General features: G+C 64.0%; 15 protein-coding genes and 1 tRNA gene. 13 read left to right on the top strand and 3 right to left on the bottom strand.

The window, feature by feature from the left end; genetic code table 11:
- From argF to queE, 4 genes are all read left to right on the top strand, one after another.
- The coding region (gene argF / locus VK533_RS10825) for an ornithine carbamoyltransferase (RefSeq protein WP_324377315.1) at positions 1-759 on the top strand (759 nt) is incomplete at its 5' end.
- A gap of 50 nt (positions 760-809) precedes the next feature.
- Positions 810-1,742, top strand: coding sequence for an Hsp33 family molecular chaperone HslO (locus VK533_RS10820; protein ID WP_324377313.1), 933 nt, complete (start codon positions 810-812; stop codon positions 1,740-1,742).
- Between the two features lie 248 nt (positions 1,743-1,990).
- On the top strand, positions 1,991-2,695 hold the full coding sequence (queC, locus tag VK533_RS10815; RefSeq protein ID WP_324377311.1) for a 7-cyano-7-deazaguanine synthase QueC: 705 nt from the start codon (positions 1,991-1,993) through the stop codon (positions 2,693-2,695).
- Positions 2,692-3,336 carry a 7-carboxy-7-deazaguanine synthase gene (gene queE / locus VK533_RS10810; protein WP_324377309.1) on the top strand — a complete coding sequence of 215 codons (645 nt, stop codon included), beginning with the start codon at positions 2,692-2,694 and terminating at the stop codon, positions 3,334-3,336. Before queC ends, queE begins: the two co-directional genes overlap by 4 nt.
- A gap of 10 nt (positions 3,337-3,346) precedes the next feature.
- Here queE and VK533_RS10805 read toward each other — a convergent pair whose 3' ends face one another.
- A complete protein-coding gene (locus VK533_RS10805) occupies positions 3,347-4,006 on the bottom strand; it encodes a hypothetical protein (protein ID WP_324377306.1) in 660 nt (219 codons plus the stop codon).
- A gap of 86 nt (positions 4,007-4,092) precedes the next feature.
- Positions 4,093-4,473 (bottom strand): heat shock protein HspQ, encoded by a 381-nt coding sequence (gene hspQ, locus VK533_RS10800; RefSeq protein WP_324377304.1) that lies wholly within the window; start codon positions 4,471-4,473, stop codon positions 4,093-4,095.
- Between the two features lie 99 nt (positions 4,474-4,572).
- Between hspQ and VK533_RS10795 the strand changes: the two genes are divergently transcribed.
- The 6 genes from VK533_RS10795 to VK533_RS10770 all read left to right on the top strand — a co-directional run bounded on the left by VK533_RS10795 (position 4,573) and on the right by VK533_RS10770 (position 10,790).
- Positions 4,573-4,660: transfer RNA gene (locus VK533_RS10795), tRNA-Ser, on the top strand.
- 226 nt (positions 4,661-4,886) lie between these two features.
- The gene (locus tag VK533_RS10790; protein WP_324377302.1) at positions 4,887-6,011 is read left to right on the top strand and encodes an FAD-binding oxidoreductase; all 1,125 of its coding nucleotides are present in this window, start codon (positions 4,887-4,889) and stop codon (positions 6,009-6,011) included.
- Positions 6,012-6,022: 11 nt separating this feature from the next.
- Positions 6,023-7,105: a hypothetical protein gene (locus VK533_RS10785; protein WP_324377300.1), complete on the top strand. Its 1,083-nt coding sequence runs from the start codon at positions 6,023-6,025 to the stop codon at positions 7,103-7,105.
- An 18-nt stretch (positions 7,106-7,123) separates the two neighbouring features.
- Positions 7,124-8,767 (top strand): N-acyl-D-amino-acid deacylase family protein, encoded by a 1,644-nt coding sequence (locus VK533_RS10780; protein ID WP_324377298.1) that lies wholly within the window; start codon positions 7,124-7,126, stop codon positions 8,765-8,767.
- A complete protein-coding gene (locus tag VK533_RS10775) occupies positions 8,764-9,777 on the top strand; it encodes a dipeptide epimerase (RefSeq protein WP_324377296.1) in 1,014 nt (337 codons plus the stop codon). The genes VK533_RS10780 and VK533_RS10775 overlap by 4 nt, the downstream gene beginning before the upstream one ends.
- Positions 9,774-10,790: a DUF1611 domain-containing protein gene (locus VK533_RS10770; protein WP_324377294.1), complete on the top strand. Its 1,017-nt coding sequence runs from the start codon at positions 9,774-9,776 to the stop codon at positions 10,788-10,790. Before VK533_RS10775 ends, VK533_RS10770 begins: the two co-directional genes overlap by 4 nt.
- A gap of 17 nt (positions 10,791-10,807) precedes the next feature.
- Here VK533_RS10770 and VK533_RS10765 read toward each other — a convergent pair whose 3' ends face one another.
- Positions 10,808-11,461: an XRE family transcriptional regulator gene (locus VK533_RS10765; RefSeq protein WP_324377292.1), complete on the bottom strand. Its 654-nt coding sequence runs from the start codon at positions 11,459-11,461 to the stop codon at positions 10,808-10,810.
- Positions 11,462-11,621: 160 nt separating this feature from the next.
- Between VK533_RS10765 and bla the strand changes: the two genes are divergently transcribed.
- The 3 genes from bla (at position 11,622) to VK533_RS10750 (ending at position 16,902) form a co-directional block, all read left to right on the top strand.
- Positions 11,622-12,641: a class A beta-lactamase gene (gene bla / locus VK533_RS10760; RefSeq protein ID WP_324377290.1), complete on the top strand. Its 1,020-nt coding sequence runs from the start codon at positions 11,622-11,624 to the stop codon at positions 12,639-12,641.
- Positions 12,642-12,688: 47 nt separating this feature from the next.
- Positions 12,689-15,529, top strand: coding sequence for a TonB-dependent receptor domain-containing protein (locus VK533_RS10755; RefSeq protein WP_324377288.1), 2,841 nt, complete (start codon positions 12,689-12,691; stop codon positions 15,527-15,529).
- A gap of 152 nt (positions 15,530-15,681) precedes the next feature.
- Positions 15,682-16,902, top strand: a complete 1,221-nt coding sequence (locus VK533_RS10750; protein WP_324377285.1) for an alanine racemase — start codon at positions 15,682-15,684, stop codon at positions 16,900-16,902.
- The last annotated feature ends 5 nt before the right edge of the window (positions 16,903-16,907 follow it).

Here is a 16,907-nt window from a genome sequence, read left to right as displayed (position 1 = left end):
CGCACGCGCGTCTCGTTCGACATGGCGATGCGCCAGCTGGGCGGCACCACGATCGTGATGGAAGCGGGCTCGATGCAGCTCGGCCGGGGCGAGAGCATCGCAGACACGGCGCGCGTGCTGTCGCGCTATGTCGATGCGATCGTGATCCGGACCGACGATCATGCGAAGGTAACGGCGCTGGCGGAGCATGCCAGCGTGCCCGTGATCAACGGCCTGACCGACCTCAGCCATCCCTGCCAGATCATGGCCGACCTGCTGACCGTGATCGAGCGCAAGGGCACGGTCGAGGGCACGCGCTGGGCTTGGCTCGGCGACGGCAACAACGTGCTCCATTCGATCATCGAGGCGGGCAGCCTGCTCGGCTTCGACGTCACCGCCGCCTGCCCCGAAGGCTATGATCCGGATTCGGCGGTGGTGGCGGCCGCGAATGCCCGCGCCGGCAATCATCCGTTCGTGCTGACGCGCGATCCCGAGATCGCCGCCGCCGATGCCGATGTGGTCGTGACCGATACCTGGATTTCGATGGGTCAGACGCATGCCGAGCGGAAGCTGGCGGCGATGGCGCCCTATCAGGTGACCGCAAAGCTGATGGGCGGGGCGGCGGCCGACGGCCTGTTCCTCCATTGCCTGCCCGCGCACCGCGGCGAGGAAGTGGTCGATGCGGTGATCGACGGGCCCAAATCGGCAATCTGGGATGAGGCGGAGAACCGGCTCCATGCCCAGAAAGCGGTGTTGCTGTGGTGCTTGGAGAAGCTCTAGGCAGCGGGTGCCTTGCATAGCAAGGTCGCAAAAATTCGGTGGCTTCCTACATGGCCGTAATGACTCCCCAAAATCTCGATACCGCGCTCGCTTTCACCATTCCCGCACGCCATGCGCGCGGTCGCATGGTGCGACTGGGCCCTGCGCTGAATTCCATCCTGTCCGCCCACGGCTATCCGCCCGCGATCGAACGCATGCTGGCCGAAGCGATCGTGCTCGCCGCGTTGCTCGGCGCGACGCTCAAGGATGTGGAGGGCCAACTTACCCTCCAGGCGCAGACCGAAAATGGCGTGATCGAATTGCTCGTCGCCGATTATCGCGGCGGCGAGATGCGCGGCTATGTCCGCCACGATCCCGAACGGCTGGGCGAACTGCCCGCCGATCCCTCGCTCTTCGCCCTGTTCGGCAAAGGCTATCTCGCGATCACCTTCGATCAGGCGACGTCGGGCGAACGATATCAGGGTATCGTGCCCTTGGAGGGCGGCAGCCTGGCGGAGGCGGCCGAATCCTATTTCGCCCAGTCGGAGCAGATCCCCAGCCTGGTCCGGATAGGGATCGGACGCGGGGCCGACGGCAGCGTCGTCGCCGGCGGCCTGATGCTCCAGCATTTGCCCGAGGGCGAGGAGGGGCGCGACCGCATCCACACCCGTCTCGACCATCCCGAATGGGAGCATGTCGCGGCCTTGGGCGGCAGCGTGCGAGCCGACGAGCTGGCCGATCCCGATCTGCCGCTCGATACCTTGCTGTGGCGCCTGTTCAACGAGGATGAGGTGCGCGTCCTGCCCGGCGTCGCGCCGAAGCGCGGCTGCCGCTGCGATCCCGATCATGTCGCGCGCGTGATCGGCCGTTTTCCGGAAGAAGAGCAGGCGGCGATGGCGGGTCCGGACGGGCTGATCGAGGTCAATTGCGAATTCTGCGCGCGCGCCTTCAAGATCGAGCCGACCGATCCCAAAGGCCCGGCCGTGGCCGATATCTCGGCCTGATTTTTCCTCCCCCGTCATTGCGAGCGTAGCGAAGCAATCCAACGGTCCGGGCAGGCCTGGATTGCTTCGCTACGCTCGCAATGACGAGTTTTATGCCGTTAACCGGCTGTTTAATCCGTCCATGCTAGGTGCGGGGTCATGCCCATGTCGGGCATTGTCCTCCCTAGAGGCCAGAAGGCCACACTGGGCCGCTCTTCGGGGCGGCCTTTCTTTTGCGCTGCGGCATTTGATCCTATATCCGGCGCACTATGCTGAATCACGAAGATGAAAAGGACGGCGCGGTCGTGCTCGTCTCCGGCGGGCTGGATTCGATGGTGGTCGCCGCGCTTGCGGTCGAGGCCGGCCGCAAACTGGTCGCGCTCACGATCGATTATAACCAGCGCCACCGGATCGAGCTGGACGCCGCGGCGCGGATCGCCCGCCACCTGGGCGCGGTGCGTCACATCGTGCTGCCGCTCGATCTGACCAAATTCGGCGGATCGTCGCTGACCGACAATACGATCAGCATTCCCAAGGAGGGCGTGCAGCCCGGCATCCCCAGCACCTATGTGCCGGCGCGCAACACGATCTTCCTCAGCCTGGCGCTCGGCCTGGCCGAGGCGACCGGCGCGCGCGAAATCCATATCGGGGTCAATGCGCTCGATTATTCGGGCTACCCCGATTGCCGGCCTGAATTCGTCGCGGCGTTCGAAAGTCTCGCCAATCTCGCGACCAAGGCGGGCGTCGAGGGCGATCGCTTCAAGGTCCGCACGCCTTTGTTGCACATGACCAAGGCCGATATCGCGGCGGAGGCGGCACGGCTGGGCATCGATGCGGGCATGAGTTGGTCGTGCTACGATCCGCAGCCGGGCGAACTGCATTGCGGCCGCTGTGATAGCTGCCGGCTGCGTTCCAAGGGCTTCAGCGAAGCTGGCCTGCCCGATCCGACGCGCTACGCGGTGCCGCTGGCGTGAGCTACGCGGTCAAGGAGATGTTCCTGACCTTGCAGGGCGAGGGCCTGCAGGCGGGCATGCGCGCGGTGTTCCTGCGCTTCGCCGGCTGCAATCTGTGGTCGGGCCGCGAGGAAGATCGCGCGACCGCCGAATGCCAGTTCTGCGATACCGATTTCGTCGGGATGGATGGTGAGGGCGGCGGGCGCTTTGCCGATGCGGATGCACTCGCTGACCGGGCCTGGGCCTTCTGGGCGCAGAATCTGGCGGAAGAAGGTGGCATTCCCCTGGTGGTGATCACCGGCGGCGAACCGATGTTGCAGCTCGACGCGCCTTTGGTGGCGGCGCTCAAGGCACGCGGTTTCCGGATCGCGATCGAAACCAACGGCACGATCCCGGTGATCGACGGCGTCGACTGGATCTGCGTGAGCCCCAAGGCGGGCACGACGGTGGTCCAGCGCCGCGGCGACGAGCTCAAGATGGTCTGGCCGCAACCTGGGCTGGATGTGCGGGATATCGAAGGGTGGGACTTCGGCCACTGGCTGGTCCAGCCGATGGATGGCGTAAATGCGGATGCGGCGCGCCTAGCCGCGATCCGCTTCGTGCTGGAGCATCCGCGCTGGCGGCTGTCGCTGCAGAATCACAAGATGCTCGGTCTGCGCTAGGCGCCGTCGATCACTTGTTCTTGCACGCGATTTCTTTGCCCTTCTTGTTGTAGCAGCGCGGATCGACGATCGGATCGAACTGGACGTTCGAATTGTGCATCGCGAACACCTGATCGCCCACCGGCACCAGGCTGTTGCGGAATTCGCGCATCCGCGCCGCCGCGATCTCGCCGAGATGGCCGCGCGACTGCTCCTGCGTCTCGCCCGCGATCGAGGATGCCGTCTCGCAGAAGCTCAACTGCGCGCGCAGCGTCGAGAAGCTGTTGTAGGTCTTGGTCGTGAAATCATCCATCGCGTTCTGCCAGGTCTTGCCGGAGACGCGCTTGAAATAGCCGCCGAGCGTCGCATAGGTCGCCTGCAGCTCCGGGCTGTGCTGGCGCAGCATATTGTTGTAGCTGTCGACCGTGCGCAAAGCTGGCGCGAACTGGCATTGCAGCGCCGCGACGTTAAGCCCCGCGCGCATCGTCCACACCAGAGCCGCCTGAAGTTCCTTGGGCTGCGCGCCCGGCATCGGCAGGGTGATGCCCGGCTCGCCACCAGCCGCGGGCGCGCCGTTGATCGCGGGCTTGCTCCAGTACAGATAGGCCTGGGCGGGCGCGGCGAGGCCGGCCAGCGCGCCGAAGCACAGAGCCAGTCCCAGAATACGGCGCTTGCCGCCGCGTGTTCGCATCCTCATGCCCCTGTCTTAAGCGTCTTTCCCTAAAGCGAAAAGCGCTCAAGTCAGTTCCCGCCAACCGCCGGGCGCATCGTCAGGCCTTAATGGCGATAATTCCGCCGCAGCGCGTAGCGGCCATGGTCGAACGGTTCGAACATGCCGGGGATCGCGGGATGGTCGATCGGCTCCTCGCTCTCGTCCCGCTCCAGATTCTGTTGGCTGACATAGGCGATGTAGCTGCTCTCCGAATTCTCGGCGAGCAGGTGATAGAAAGGCTGATCACGCTTCGGGCGCACATCCTCGGGGATCGCCTCATACCATTCCTCGCTGTTGGCGAAGACGGGATCGATATCGAAGATCACGCCGCGGAAGGCGAACAGCCGGTGCCGGACGACGTCGCCGATCGTGAAGCGCGCCTCCGAGACTGGCGGCATGGTCTCGCGGCCGGTGGTGGGGATGTGGGTGTTGCGGGAAGGAATCATGGTTGTAATTTAATGTCGCATGCTTCTTGCGCAACCCATGCTTGGCAAGTGCGGTTTGGTGCGTTAGGGGCACCGCTCCTTCGACCCGACCCCCCATGCGGAGAGGTGCCAGAGTGGTCGATTGGGACGGTCTCGAAAACCGTTGTGCCGCAAGGTACCGTGGGTTCGAATCCCACCCTCTCCGCCATTGGGGCCGGGCGCAGCGATGTGTGCCCGGCCATCGTCCGCAAGGCTTGCCGACCCAATTCCATCACGAGTTACGCTGGAAGCGGGCCCACGATGTCCGTTTCCTGGGGCTGAAATTGAAACCTTGAGCCGAAATCTGTCATAATTCGGCAAAGATTTCTTTTCAGAAAATATCTTCTCTCGTGAGAAAAGGTGCGCTACGCACGCTCTCTCAAAGGGGCGGTGCGATGGCGCGGGCTGAAATTATCGTCGTGGGAAGCGGGATAGCAGGCGCGTCGATCGCCGCTACGCTCGCGGCTGTGGCGGATGTCGTGCTGCTCGAAGCGGAAGACGCTGCCGGTTATCATACGACCGGACGGTCTGCGGCGATGTACCTGCCGAGCTATGGCAACGATGTGATCCGGGCGCTGACGCGTGCCAGCCGCAATTTCCTGCGATCGCCGCCAATGGGCTTTGCCGGCCATCCGTTGCTGCATCGGCGCGGTCTGCTGACGGTCGCGGATGTCGAGCATGAAGCAGCGCTCGATGCACCCTTGTTCCACGATCATTATCGCCTGTCGTCGGATGCCGCCCTGATGCTGGTGCCCGCGCTTCGGCGCGATGCGATCGTCGGCGCGCGCTACGACTGGGAAGCATGGGACATCGACGTCGACCTGCTCCATCAGGCCTATCTGCGGATGGCGCGCGCCAATGGTGCACGTATCCTGTTCGGTCACCGCATCACCGGAGCGATCCGGTCGCAGGGCCAGTGGCAGGTAAGCTGCGCCGCAGGGCAGAAGCTGCGCGCCGATTTCGTCGTCAATGCCGCCGGTGCCTGGGGTGACGAGGTCGCTACCATGTTTGGCGCGTCGCCGGTCGCGCTCTCGGCGCGGCGGCGGACGATGATACTCGTCGATCCGCCCGCTGAGCTTGCTGTCGAGAAATGGCCGTTCGTGATGACGGTGCAGGAAAGCGTCTATTTCCGGCCCGACGCCGGCAAGCTCGCGATTTCTCCGGCAGACGAGACCGAGGATGTCCCATCCGATGTCCAGCCGGAGGAGCTCGACGTCGCGATCGGCATCGATCGATTTCAGCAGCTCGTCGACATGCCGGTACCGAGAATATCCCACAGCTGGGCGGGCTTGCGAACCTTCACCGCCGATCGCACCCCCGTGGTCGGGTTTGACCCGGCCGTGCCTGGATTCTTCTGGTTCGTGGGGCAGGGGGGCTACGGAATTCAGATCGCGCCGGCGACAGCGGCGGTGGGCACGGCATTGCTGCTCGATCAGCCGCTGCCACAATCTGTGCTCGACGAAGGAATTGCGCCGGAGGTGCTCAGCCCTTCGCGTTTCAGACAAGAGTGCCTCGTATGACGCGGGGATGGATGAACCGGATGGTCCTTCCGGGGCTGGCGTTCAAGGCGGTCGTAATCGGCGGCGGTTATGCCACCGGGCGTGAGCTGGTCGAATTCTTTCTGCCGAGCGGCGCGATCGGCGGCATATGGGCGATGGTGCTGGCGGCCGCGATCTGGAGCGGCATCTGCGCGCTCACCTTCCTGTTCGCCTTCGCGATCCGCGCCGCCGATTATCAGGCCTTCTTCCGCCGGCTGCTCGGGCCGTTCGCCTTCATGTTCGAAGGCTTGCTGATCCTTTACACGATCGTCGTCATTGCGGTGTTCGGCGCGGCGGCGGGTGCGATCGGTGCGTCGCTGCTCGGCTGGCCGACGATCGTCGGAACATTGCTGCTGGCGGTCTCGATCCTGCTGGTCACGGCGCGCGGCAACGAATCGGTCGAGGGCCTGTTCAAATATGTATCGGTGCTGCTCTACGGCACCTACGCGATCTTCCTGCTGCTCTGTCTGTGGCGTTTCGGCGGACGGATCGGGGATGCCTTCGCCCATTCGGGCCCGGCGACTGGCTGGGTGACCGGCGGCATCACCTATGCCAGCTACAACGTGATCGGCGCGGTGCAGGTTCTGCCGATGCTGCGGCATCAGCGCTCGCGGCGCGACGCGGTCGTTTCTGGATTGATCTGCGGCCCGCTGGCGATGCTGCCGGCAATGGTCTTTTTCGTCTGCCTGTCGGCATACGGCGGCGAAGTCGCCAGTCAGCAATTGCCGTCCGATTTCCTGCTGCGTCAGCTTGGCCTGCCCATCTTCCACTGGGCCTTCCAGCTGATGATCTTCGCAGCGTTGCTCGAATGCAGCGTCGGTAACATTCACGCCATCAACGAACGCGTCTTCGCGCATCGGACGCGCCGCGGCGGGCTCGATACGCCGCAGCTGCGCCTGATCGTGACCGTGCTGTTGCTGCTCTTCACGATGGGCATCGCCCAGGGGGTCGGGCTCGTGGACCTGATCGCCAAGGGATACCGTATCCTCGCTTATCTCGTGCTCGCCATCTTCATCCTGCCGCTCGTTACTTTGGGCGTGTGGCGGCTGGTGCGCGCGCCCGCCAACCAACCCTGAACCGACGGAGTTGCCCGCATGATACGATCCCTGCTTCTCGCCGGCGCGGCCATGCTTGGTGTCGCCGCTGCCGCTCAGGCACAGAGCCAGCCCGATTACGATCTGGTGATCCGCAACGGCCGCGTGCTCGACGGTGCCGGCAATCCGTGGATCCGCGCCGATATTGCGGTCAAGGACGGCAAGATCGCGGCGATCGGCAAGATCGAGACCAAGGGCAAGCGCGAGATCGATGCCACCGGCGACTATGTCTCGCCCGGCTGGATCGACATGATGGATCAGTCGAGCCAGGTGCTGCTCAAGAACGGGCTCGGCGAAAGCAAATTGCGCCAGGGCCTTACCACCCTGATCGACGGCGAGGGCGGCACGCCCGTGCCGGCCGACAAGATCGCGGACTATTTCACCCAGCTCGAGACGCAGGGAATCGCGCTCAATTTCGGCACCTATTACAGCGCCGCACAGTCGCGCGTCGAAGTGATGGGCGACAAGGCCGGTCAGCCGACGCCGGCCCAGATCGCGGCGATGCAGGACAAGGTGCGGACCGCGATGAAGGCCGGCACGATGGGCGTCGCCTCCGCGCTCATCTATCCGCCCGATTCGTTCCAGACGACGCAGGACCTGATCCAGGTCGTCGGCGCCTCGTCAGCCTGCAACGGCATCTATGCGACGCATATGCGCGACGAGAGCGCCAAGCTGCTCGACGCGATCCGCGAGGCGATCGAGATCGGCGAGAAGGGCCATGTGAAGGTCGAGATTTTCCACTTCAAGGCGGCCTATGCGCCCGAGTGGGGCAAGCTGATGCCGCAGGCGGTGAAGCTGATCCAGGACGCGCGCGATCGGGGCGTCGACGTCTCGGCCGACATGTATCCTTATATCGGCGCCGGCACCGGCCTGAGCATCACCGTTCCCAACTGGGTCTATGAGGATGGCGAGGCCAAGGCGATCGAACGGCTCAAGGATCCCAAGATCCGCGAGAAATTGAAGCAGGAAGTGAAGGCCGGATCCGAACCGGGCTGGTCCAATCTGGTCGAAGCCTCGGGCGGTTGGAACCATATCGTGCTGGCGAGCGCCTACAATGCGAAGTGGGACCAGTATCAGTACAAGACGATCCAGCAGATCGCCGATACGCTTCATCGCGATCCCGTCGACGTCGCCTACGATATCGTCGTCGATGCGATGCCGCATCGCGCGATGTCGCTGTTCATGATGATGGACGAACGCGACGTCACCACCGCGATCAAGCAGCCCTGGGTCGGGATCGGCAGCGATTCCGCCGCCTCGGTCAAGCTTGGCCAGATGGAGGAGCTGGGCCTGGTGCACCCGCGCGCTTACGGCACCTTCCCGCGCATCATCGCCGAATATGTGAAGCGCCGGCCGGTGCTGACGCTTGAGGATGCGGTGCGCAAGATGACGTCGTGGCCGGCCAACCGGCTCGGCCTGACCGATCGCGGCGTGCTGCGCGCCGGACTGGCGGCCGATATCACCGTGTTCAATTACGACCGGCTCGACGACAAGGCGACGTGGGAGCATCCGTTCACGCCCGCCGAGGGCGTGGATTATGTGGTGGTCAACGGCAAGGTCGTGCTCGATCAGGGCAAGCCGACCGCCGAGCGGCCCGGCCGCGTGCTGCGCGGCGTCTGCGCCTTGCCCAAGGGGGCCGCGTGACCCGGCTATCGCTCACGACCGCGCTCGAAAGCTGGCCGCTGAAGAAGCCGTTCCGCATTTCCGGCAACGTCTTCTCGGAAACCAGCAATGTGCTGGTGACGCTGGATGATGGCACGCATCAAGGGCGTGGCGAGGCCCAGGGCGTCTATTATCACGCCGAGACGCCCGAGAGCATGGCGGCGCAGGTGGAAAGCGTCCGCGACGCGGTCGAGGCGGGAATCGACCAAGCTGGACTGCAGGCGTTGCTGCCTGCCGGCGGCGCGCGCAACGCGCTCGATTGTGCGTTGTGGGAGCTCGAATCCCGGCGCACGGGCAAGCCGGTCTGGATGCTGGTGGGCCTGGATGAACCACGGCCGCTGCTCAGCACCTGGACGATCGGCGGCGACGCGCCCGATGTGATGGCCCGGGATGCGATCGATTATGCCGCGGCGCGTTCGCTCAAGCTCAAGCTGATCGGCGATGGCGGGGACGCCGACCGCGTCCGTGCGGTTCGGGCCGTGCGGCCCGACGTATGGCTCGGCGTCGATGCCAATCAGGGGCTCGACCGCAAGAAGCTCGAGGATTTGATGCCGGCGCTGGTCGAAGCGGGCGTTTCCCTCATCGAGCAACCGGTGCCGATCGGCGCCGATTCCCAGCTCGACGGGCTGAACGCGCCGATCCCGATCGCGGCCGATGAGAGCGCGCAGACGCTCGACGATCTGGCGGCGCTCAAGGGCCGCTACCAGGTCATCAATATCAAGCTCGATAAATGCGGCGGGCTGACCGAGGGGCTGGCGATCGCGCGCGCCGCCCGCGACTATGGTCTGCAGGTCATGGTCGGCAACATGGTCGGCACCTCGCTGGCGATGGCGCCGTCCTTCGTCGTCGGGCAGCTGTGCGACATCGTCGATCTCGATGGCCCGCTCCTGCTCGCGCGCGACCGCCATCGCGCCGTCGTCTATGCCGATGGCCGCATCGATTGCCCCCGCGGTGTGTGGGGCGCCACCCAAGTTCAGGGAGTGTCGGCATGACGCCGATTGAATTGCCCCAGCCTTATCTTCTTTTCCTCGGCGACACGGTCGATCCGACCTATGCCAAGACCGCTTACGGGTTGCGCGACTGGGCGCCCGAACATTGCGTCGGCGAACTCGTCCTGCCTGCCGGCAAGGTCAGTACCGGCCTGCCGTCGATGACGCCGGCCGAAGCGGCGCGGGCTGGCGCACGATCGCTGCTGATCGGCGTCGTCAATAGCGGCGGCTTCATTCCCGAATCATGGGTGCCGACTTTGGTCGAAGCATTGGAGGCCGGTCTCGATATCGTCAGCGGCCTGCATCGCCGGCTAGCCACCGTACCGGCTCTGAAGGAGGCGGCCGAACGGCTGGGCCGCAGGCTGATCGACATTCGTGTCCCGCCCGAAAATCTGGGCGTGGGTACCGGCAAGCGTCGTACCGGGCGCCGGTTGCTGACGGTCGGCACCGATTGCGCGCTCGGCAAGAAATACACGGCGCTCGCGCTCGCCCGCGCGCTGTCCGATCGTGGGGTCGACGCGGATTTTCGTGCCACCGGCCAGACCGGAATCATGATCAGCGGTCGCGGCATCCCGATCGACGCGGTCGTGGTGGATTTCGTCTCGGGGGCGGCGGAACTGCTGTCGCCGGACGCATCGGCGGATCATTGGGACGTGATCGAGGGCCAGGGATCCTTGCTGCATCCATCCTTCGCCGCGGTCACGCTGGGTCTGTTGCATGGCAGCCAGCCCGATATCCTGGTGCTTTGCCACGATCCGCGCCGCACCGAAATTCGTGGGCTGACGGGGTTCATCATTCCGCCGCTGCCGCAGGTGATGGAGCTTTATTTGTCGCTGGCGCGGCTAACCAATCCGGCGGTCCGCTTTGCCGGGATCAGCCTCAATACTGGCGGGATGACCGACGCCGAAGCCGACGCCGCGCTGGCAGCGGCGGAAGCTGCGACCGGCCTGCCCGCGGCCGATCCGCTGCGGGACGGGCCCGCGCTGGCACGGCTGGTGGATGCTTGCTTGAACTGACAGCGAACGCCGGAGCGTCAGGCTGCGGCGGATGTATGGGTTTCGGCGTCGCCGATCCGGCCCTCGGCTTCGGCGATCAGATGCTGCTGAAGATTTTCGTCGGCGGACGCACAGACCGATAATATGGTCGCCTGTTCGAAGCCCTCGCCGACGAGATAGCCATGGCCCATATTGCTGTCGATATAGACGCCTTCGCCCTTGTTGAGCGTGACCGGCGCGTAAAATTCGGTGTGGAGCACGACCGCGCCTTCGATCACGAACGCGAATTCCTCGCCGGCGTGACGGACGAGATCGCCGAATTCGCCGAGCGACTTGGCGGTGATCTGGACGTGGATCGGGATCATGCGGCGCTTGCGCAGATCGCTGCACAGATAATTGTAGACGTAATTGGGCGTCTCGACGCGCACGGCGGCGTCCAGTGTCGCGATGCTGCGCCGTGCGGTGAAGACCGTCTCGTTGGTCTCGCCCTCCGAGAATAATTCGGCGAGCGCGATGCCCAGCGAACGGCTTAATTGTTGCAGCCGGTCATAGGTCAGCGTCAGCTTGTCATTCTCGATTTTCGACAGGGTCGAAAGCGGAATGCCGCAGGCCTCGCTCATCTCCGCAAGCGTCCACTGACGCTCCTTGCGGATGCGTTTCACGATCGTTCCCAGGCTCGTATTCATCGACATGTACAACTTCCTAGCACGTTTGCCGCAGAGCGAAAAACGTCTTGATGAGGCGCTTTCTTGACAATTTTGTGTTGCACCGCAAATTATTTTCTATACGGAGAATCACGGCTTATCCAGCAAGAAACTGGCGGGTCGGCGTCAATCAAGGGGTGGCGACGATATGTTCAAGGGTAAAGCCTTTGCCGGACTTCTGGCGCTTTGCGCGGCACCGGCTTTTGCGACTCCAGCCAATCTGGTTGCAACCGTGGCCAAACCGGCTGCTCCGAGCTTCCAGAAGGCGCTTGAGGCCCAGGTTCTCGTATTGGAAAAACAGCTGAATGGCCGGATCGGCGTGGCCGTGCGCTTGCTGGAAACGGGCGAGACCGCCGAGGTCCATGCCGAGCCCTATCCGATGGCGAGCACCTATAAGGTCGCGGTCGCGGGCGCGGTCTTGACCAAGATCGATCATGGCGGCGCCAGCCTCGACCAGATGATTGCCGTGACGCAGCTTGATTTCGACCGGACGGGGGAGCCTGCCGATCATGTCATCCATCCGGGCGTGAGCCTGTCGGTCGCCAACCTGATGGAATTGATGCTCACGCAGAGCAACAATACCGCCACCGACAAGATGTTTGAGCTCGCCGGCGGGCCGGCTGCGGTTACGGCGTATCTGCGTCAGATCGGCATCACCGGCATCCGGGTCGATGACAATGTCAACGATGTGCTGAACGGCTATTACGGCTTTCCCCATGGCGGCCCCTTTGGCACCACGTTCGAGAAACTTTATCCGACGCCCGAGGCGCAATTGGCGGCCGAAGCGAAGGCAACGCCCAATCCGAAGTGGGACGCCGATCCGCGCGATACCGCGATCCCGTCGGCGATGGTCGATCTTCTTTCGAAACAACTTGCCAGTCCGCTGCTCAAGGAAAGCAGCCGCGTCTTCCTCACCGGCGTGATGGAGCGCTGCGAAACGGGCGCGCTGCGGATCAAGGGTCTGCTGCCCGCCGGAACGGTGGTCGCGCATAAAACCGGCACGATCGGTGGCACCGTCAACGACGTCGGCATGATCACGCTCCCCGAGGCGCGCGGTCACCTGCTGATCGCGGTCTACACCAAGGGGAGCGGTTTGCCGGAGGAAAAGCGCGAGCATGCGATCGCAGAAATCGCACGCAGCGCCTTCGACTATTTCACCATGCGATGACCGCAAAAGAGGAACGGCGCCGCACAGAAACCAAAGGGGTCACGTCCATGTCTCAGGGAAACATCGAAACCTTCCTCCACCGTTCAAAGCAACATCTGCGATCCACCAGCGCGATGCGTTTCGCGCCCGCCATGATCGGCGCGGCCATGTTGGCGGCGAGCGTCCCCGCCTTCGCGGCGGCCCCGGACGCACCGGCCGCCGGAGCCGCCACCCCCGACGACGCCAACGCCGAAATCGTCATTACCGGTACGCAGATTTCGCGCGCCGGGTTCGTTTCGCCGACGCCGGTCACCAGCGTTACCGTGACCGACATCCAGAAGGTCGGGTCGATCAATATCGCTGATGCGCTCAACCAGATTCCGGCGCTCAAATCGAGCGTGACGCCTTCGTCGGTCGGCAATCTCTCCAAACTCGCCGGCGGCAATTATCTCGATCTGCGCGGCCTTGGCTATTTGCGTACGCTGACCTTGGTCGACGGCAAGCGCTACGTCCCCAGCTCGCCCGAAGGTGTGATCAACACCAACATGCTGCCGCAAGCGATCATATCGGGCGTTGACGTCGTTACCGGCGGTGCGTCGGCGGCTTATGGTTCGGACGCGGTTGCCGGTGTCGTCAATTTCAAGATCGACAACAAGTTGCAGGGCTTCCGTGGCAACGTCCAGGGCGGCATGACCGATTTCCACGACAACAAGAATTATCTGGCGTCGCTGGCCTACGGCACCAACTTCGCCGATGGGCGCGGCCATATTCTGCTCGGTGCGGAATATGCAGAGAACAAGGGCGTCACCGACGCCAGCAAGCGCAAATATCTTGGCAACAAAGGCCTGATCGTCAATCCGGCGTTCGGGGTCACGGCGGGTGCGCCCTTCCTGATCTACGCCAACGACATTAGAGCGGCCTACGCGTCCGAGGGCGGCCTGATCGATTCCGGCTCGCTCCGCGGCACCAAATTCGATGTCGGCGGAGGCACTTCGCCGTTCCAATATGGTACCAATCTTACCGACGATAACACGATGGATGGCGGCGATGGCGATCCGCTCGCATCGACCTACGTCCTGGTGACGCCGACGAAACGGTACAGCGGCTATGCGGGCGCGACTTACGAGGTCGCCAGCAACATCACCGCTTATGCGAGCTTCGACTACGCACACTCGGCCTTCAACGAACGCTCGATCCCGAGCGACGACACGTTCACGATCCAGGCGGACAATGCCTATCTGCCCGCTTCGGTCCGCACCGCGCTTGCGGCGGCAGGGGAGACCAGCTTCGCCCTCGGCCGCGGATCGGAAGATTATGGCGTCGGCCGGATCGTCCAGCGCGCGCATACCTGGCAGGCGACTGCCGGCATCAAGGGCAGCCTGGGCGGCTCGTGGACGTTCGACGCGTCGTATGATTACGGCAAGTCGCGCATGCTCACTCTGTTCACGGGCGATGTGATCAAGTCCAAACGCCTGCTCGCGATCGACGCCGTGGCCGGTCCCGGGGGCACTATCGTCTGTCGCTCGACGCTAACGGATCCGAGCAACGGCTGCGTGCCTTTGAATCTGTTCGGCGAAGGATCGCCGTCACAGGCCGCGATCAATTACATCACGGGCACGTCGGTTCGCGACTGGCAGCAGAAGCAGCAGGTCGGTGACATCACCGTTCGCGGTGAGCCGTTCAGCCTGTGGGCGGGTCCGATCTCGGTCGCGGTAGGTGCCGAATGGCGCAGGTTCGATGTCGATGTTACCTCCGATCCGCTCTCGGCGACGCCGAACGTCAGCCTGCTCCGCGTCGGCAACGTCAAGCCTTACTCGGCCGAAGAAGAGGTCAAGGAAGCCTTTGGCGAAGTCGTCATCCCGCTCGCCAAGGATCAGAGCTGGGCCAAGAATATCGACGTGGATATCGCCGGCCGCGTCACCGACTACAAAACCTCGGGCACGGTCGAAACGTGGAAGGCGGGCATCAATTACGCGGTCGATGACTCGATCCGCTTCCGCGCTACCCGCTCACGCGACATTCGCGCGCCCAACATCAACGAATTGTTCGCGGCAGGCCAGACGCTGATTGGCGGCATCACCGACAGCAAGGCGCCCGCCGGAACGTCCCAAACTTATTCCGTCAGCCAGACGACGGGAGGCAATCCCTTCCTGAAACCGGAAAAGGCCGACACCTTCACCGGTGGCGTCGTCTTCACGCCGACCTTCATCCCGCGCCTCAGCCTCTCGGTCGATTATTACGACATCAAGGTGAAGGGTGCGATCTCGTCGCTTGGTGCGCAGACGCTGGTCAATCGCTGTAACGGCGGCGATGCTGCAACCTGCCTGCTCACGCCGCGCGGCGCGGACGGCAAGATTTCGGGCATCCTGCTGGCGCCGATCAACTTCCAGCAACTCGTCATGAACGGCATCGACGTCGAGGTCGCCTACCGCTTCCCGCTGGCGACTGGGTCGATCGATCTGCATGGCCTGCTCGGATACATCAACAAGCTGAACCAGGTCGGCCAGGATGGCGCCGTCACCAAGTTCGCAGGCAATACGGATCAGCCTGCGCTCGATGGCCCGGGCGGCACGCCGCACTGGAAGATGAACGGCAGCGCGACCTACACGACCGACGGTTACAAGATCAGCTTCACCGAGCGTTATGTCGGCGGCGGCGCCGTCACCGAAGATACTGTGGATGGCGGACCGATTGTGGCGCACAATCATGTCAGCGGCCGCTTCTACAGCGATCTGTACGGTGAAATAACGCTCGCCACGACCAGCCGCGGCAAGGTTGCCTTGTTCGGCGTAGTCCAGAACCTGTTCGATCGGCATCCGCCGTTCACCGGTTACGAGTTCCAGACCGCACGTCAGCTCTACGACGTGGTCGGCCGCGACTATACCGCCGGTATTCGCTTCGAATTCTAGAACAGAACCGACCTATCGAAACCTGACCCCGGTCGTGCCGCGTAAGCGGCCCGGCTGGGGTGCGGGGAGGGGATATCTTGCTTAATTTGCGTTCCATTCAACAGATGGTGATCGACCCCGGCACGAAGGGCTTGCCACTCGGTGTCGGGACCATGCGCCTCGGTGAAATCGCCCAGGCCGGCTGGCGGCTCCATACCGATCTGCAACTGCCCGCCGCCGTCCTGCGCCGCTCGGCGATCGACAATAACAGCGACTGGATGCAGCGCTTTTCCAACCACTTCGGCGTCGCGCTGTGTCCGCACGGCAAGACGACGATGGCGCCGCAGATATTCGACCGCCAGTTGCGCGAAGGCGCGTGGGGCCTCTCCTGTGCGACGATCACGCATCTGCGCCTGTACCGCCGCTTCGGTGTGCAGCGCCTGATCTATGCCAATCAGATCGTCTCGCCGGCGGCGGCGCGCTGGCTGGCGGGAGAACTGGCCAACGATCCGGCGTTCCAGGCGTACGTGTTTGTCGATTCGGTTTATGGCGCCGATCTGCTGGCGGATGCCGCAGAGGCGGCCGGCCTCGATCGGCCCATCACCGTGCTGATCGAGATCGGCGTCGATGGCGGACGCACGGGCGTGCGCGGTCTCGACGCGGCGCTTCGCCTGGGGCGCTATGTCGCCGCGAAGCGGGGCCTATCGCTGGCAGGCATTGCGACATTCGAGGGTATCGTCGCCGGCCGCACCGACTTCGAAATGGAGCCCTATGTCGAGGCGCTGCTGGCCGATACCGTGCGTGCGGCGGAGGTGCTTGCGTTCGAAAAGCTGTTCGACCCGTCGCATCCCGTGATCCTGTCGGCGGGCGGATCGCGCTTCTTCGACATCGTCGCGCTGCGGCTGAAGGCGGCGGATGTCGGCTCGGAGCCGCTCGTGATCCTGCGCAGCGGCTGCTACATCAGTCATGACGCGCACCATTATGAGGTCGCGTTCCAGCGGCTGCTCGAGCGGACCGGCACTGCCGGTATCGACGGGCGGCTCAAGAATGCGCTCGAAGTCTGGGCCGAGATCCAGTCCTGGCCCGAACCCGGCTGGATGTTCGCCACGATCGGCAAGCGCGACATTTCCTACGATGCCGATCTGCCGAGCGTGATCCTGGGCCGGCCGCGGCAGACCGGCACGATCGAAGCGGTCGCGCCGGGCGCGCTCGAGGTGAAGAAATTGTCCGATCAGCACGCGCATATCGTCGTGCACGAACCGGTGCCGCTGGCGATCGGCGACCAGATCGGCTTTGGTGTTTCCCACCCTTGCACGACCTTCGACAAATGGCGGACGATCTTTGAGGTCGACGATGACGGTATCGTCATCGATGCCATCGCCACCTTCTTCTGACGTCA

The organism is Sphingomonas sp. (assembly GCF_035317925.1).
Classification (GTDB): Bacteria; Pseudomonadota; Alphaproteobacteria; order Sphingomonadales; family Sphingomonadaceae; genus Sphingomonas_I.
This window is presented reverse-complemented; position numbering and strand designations above follow the sequence as displayed.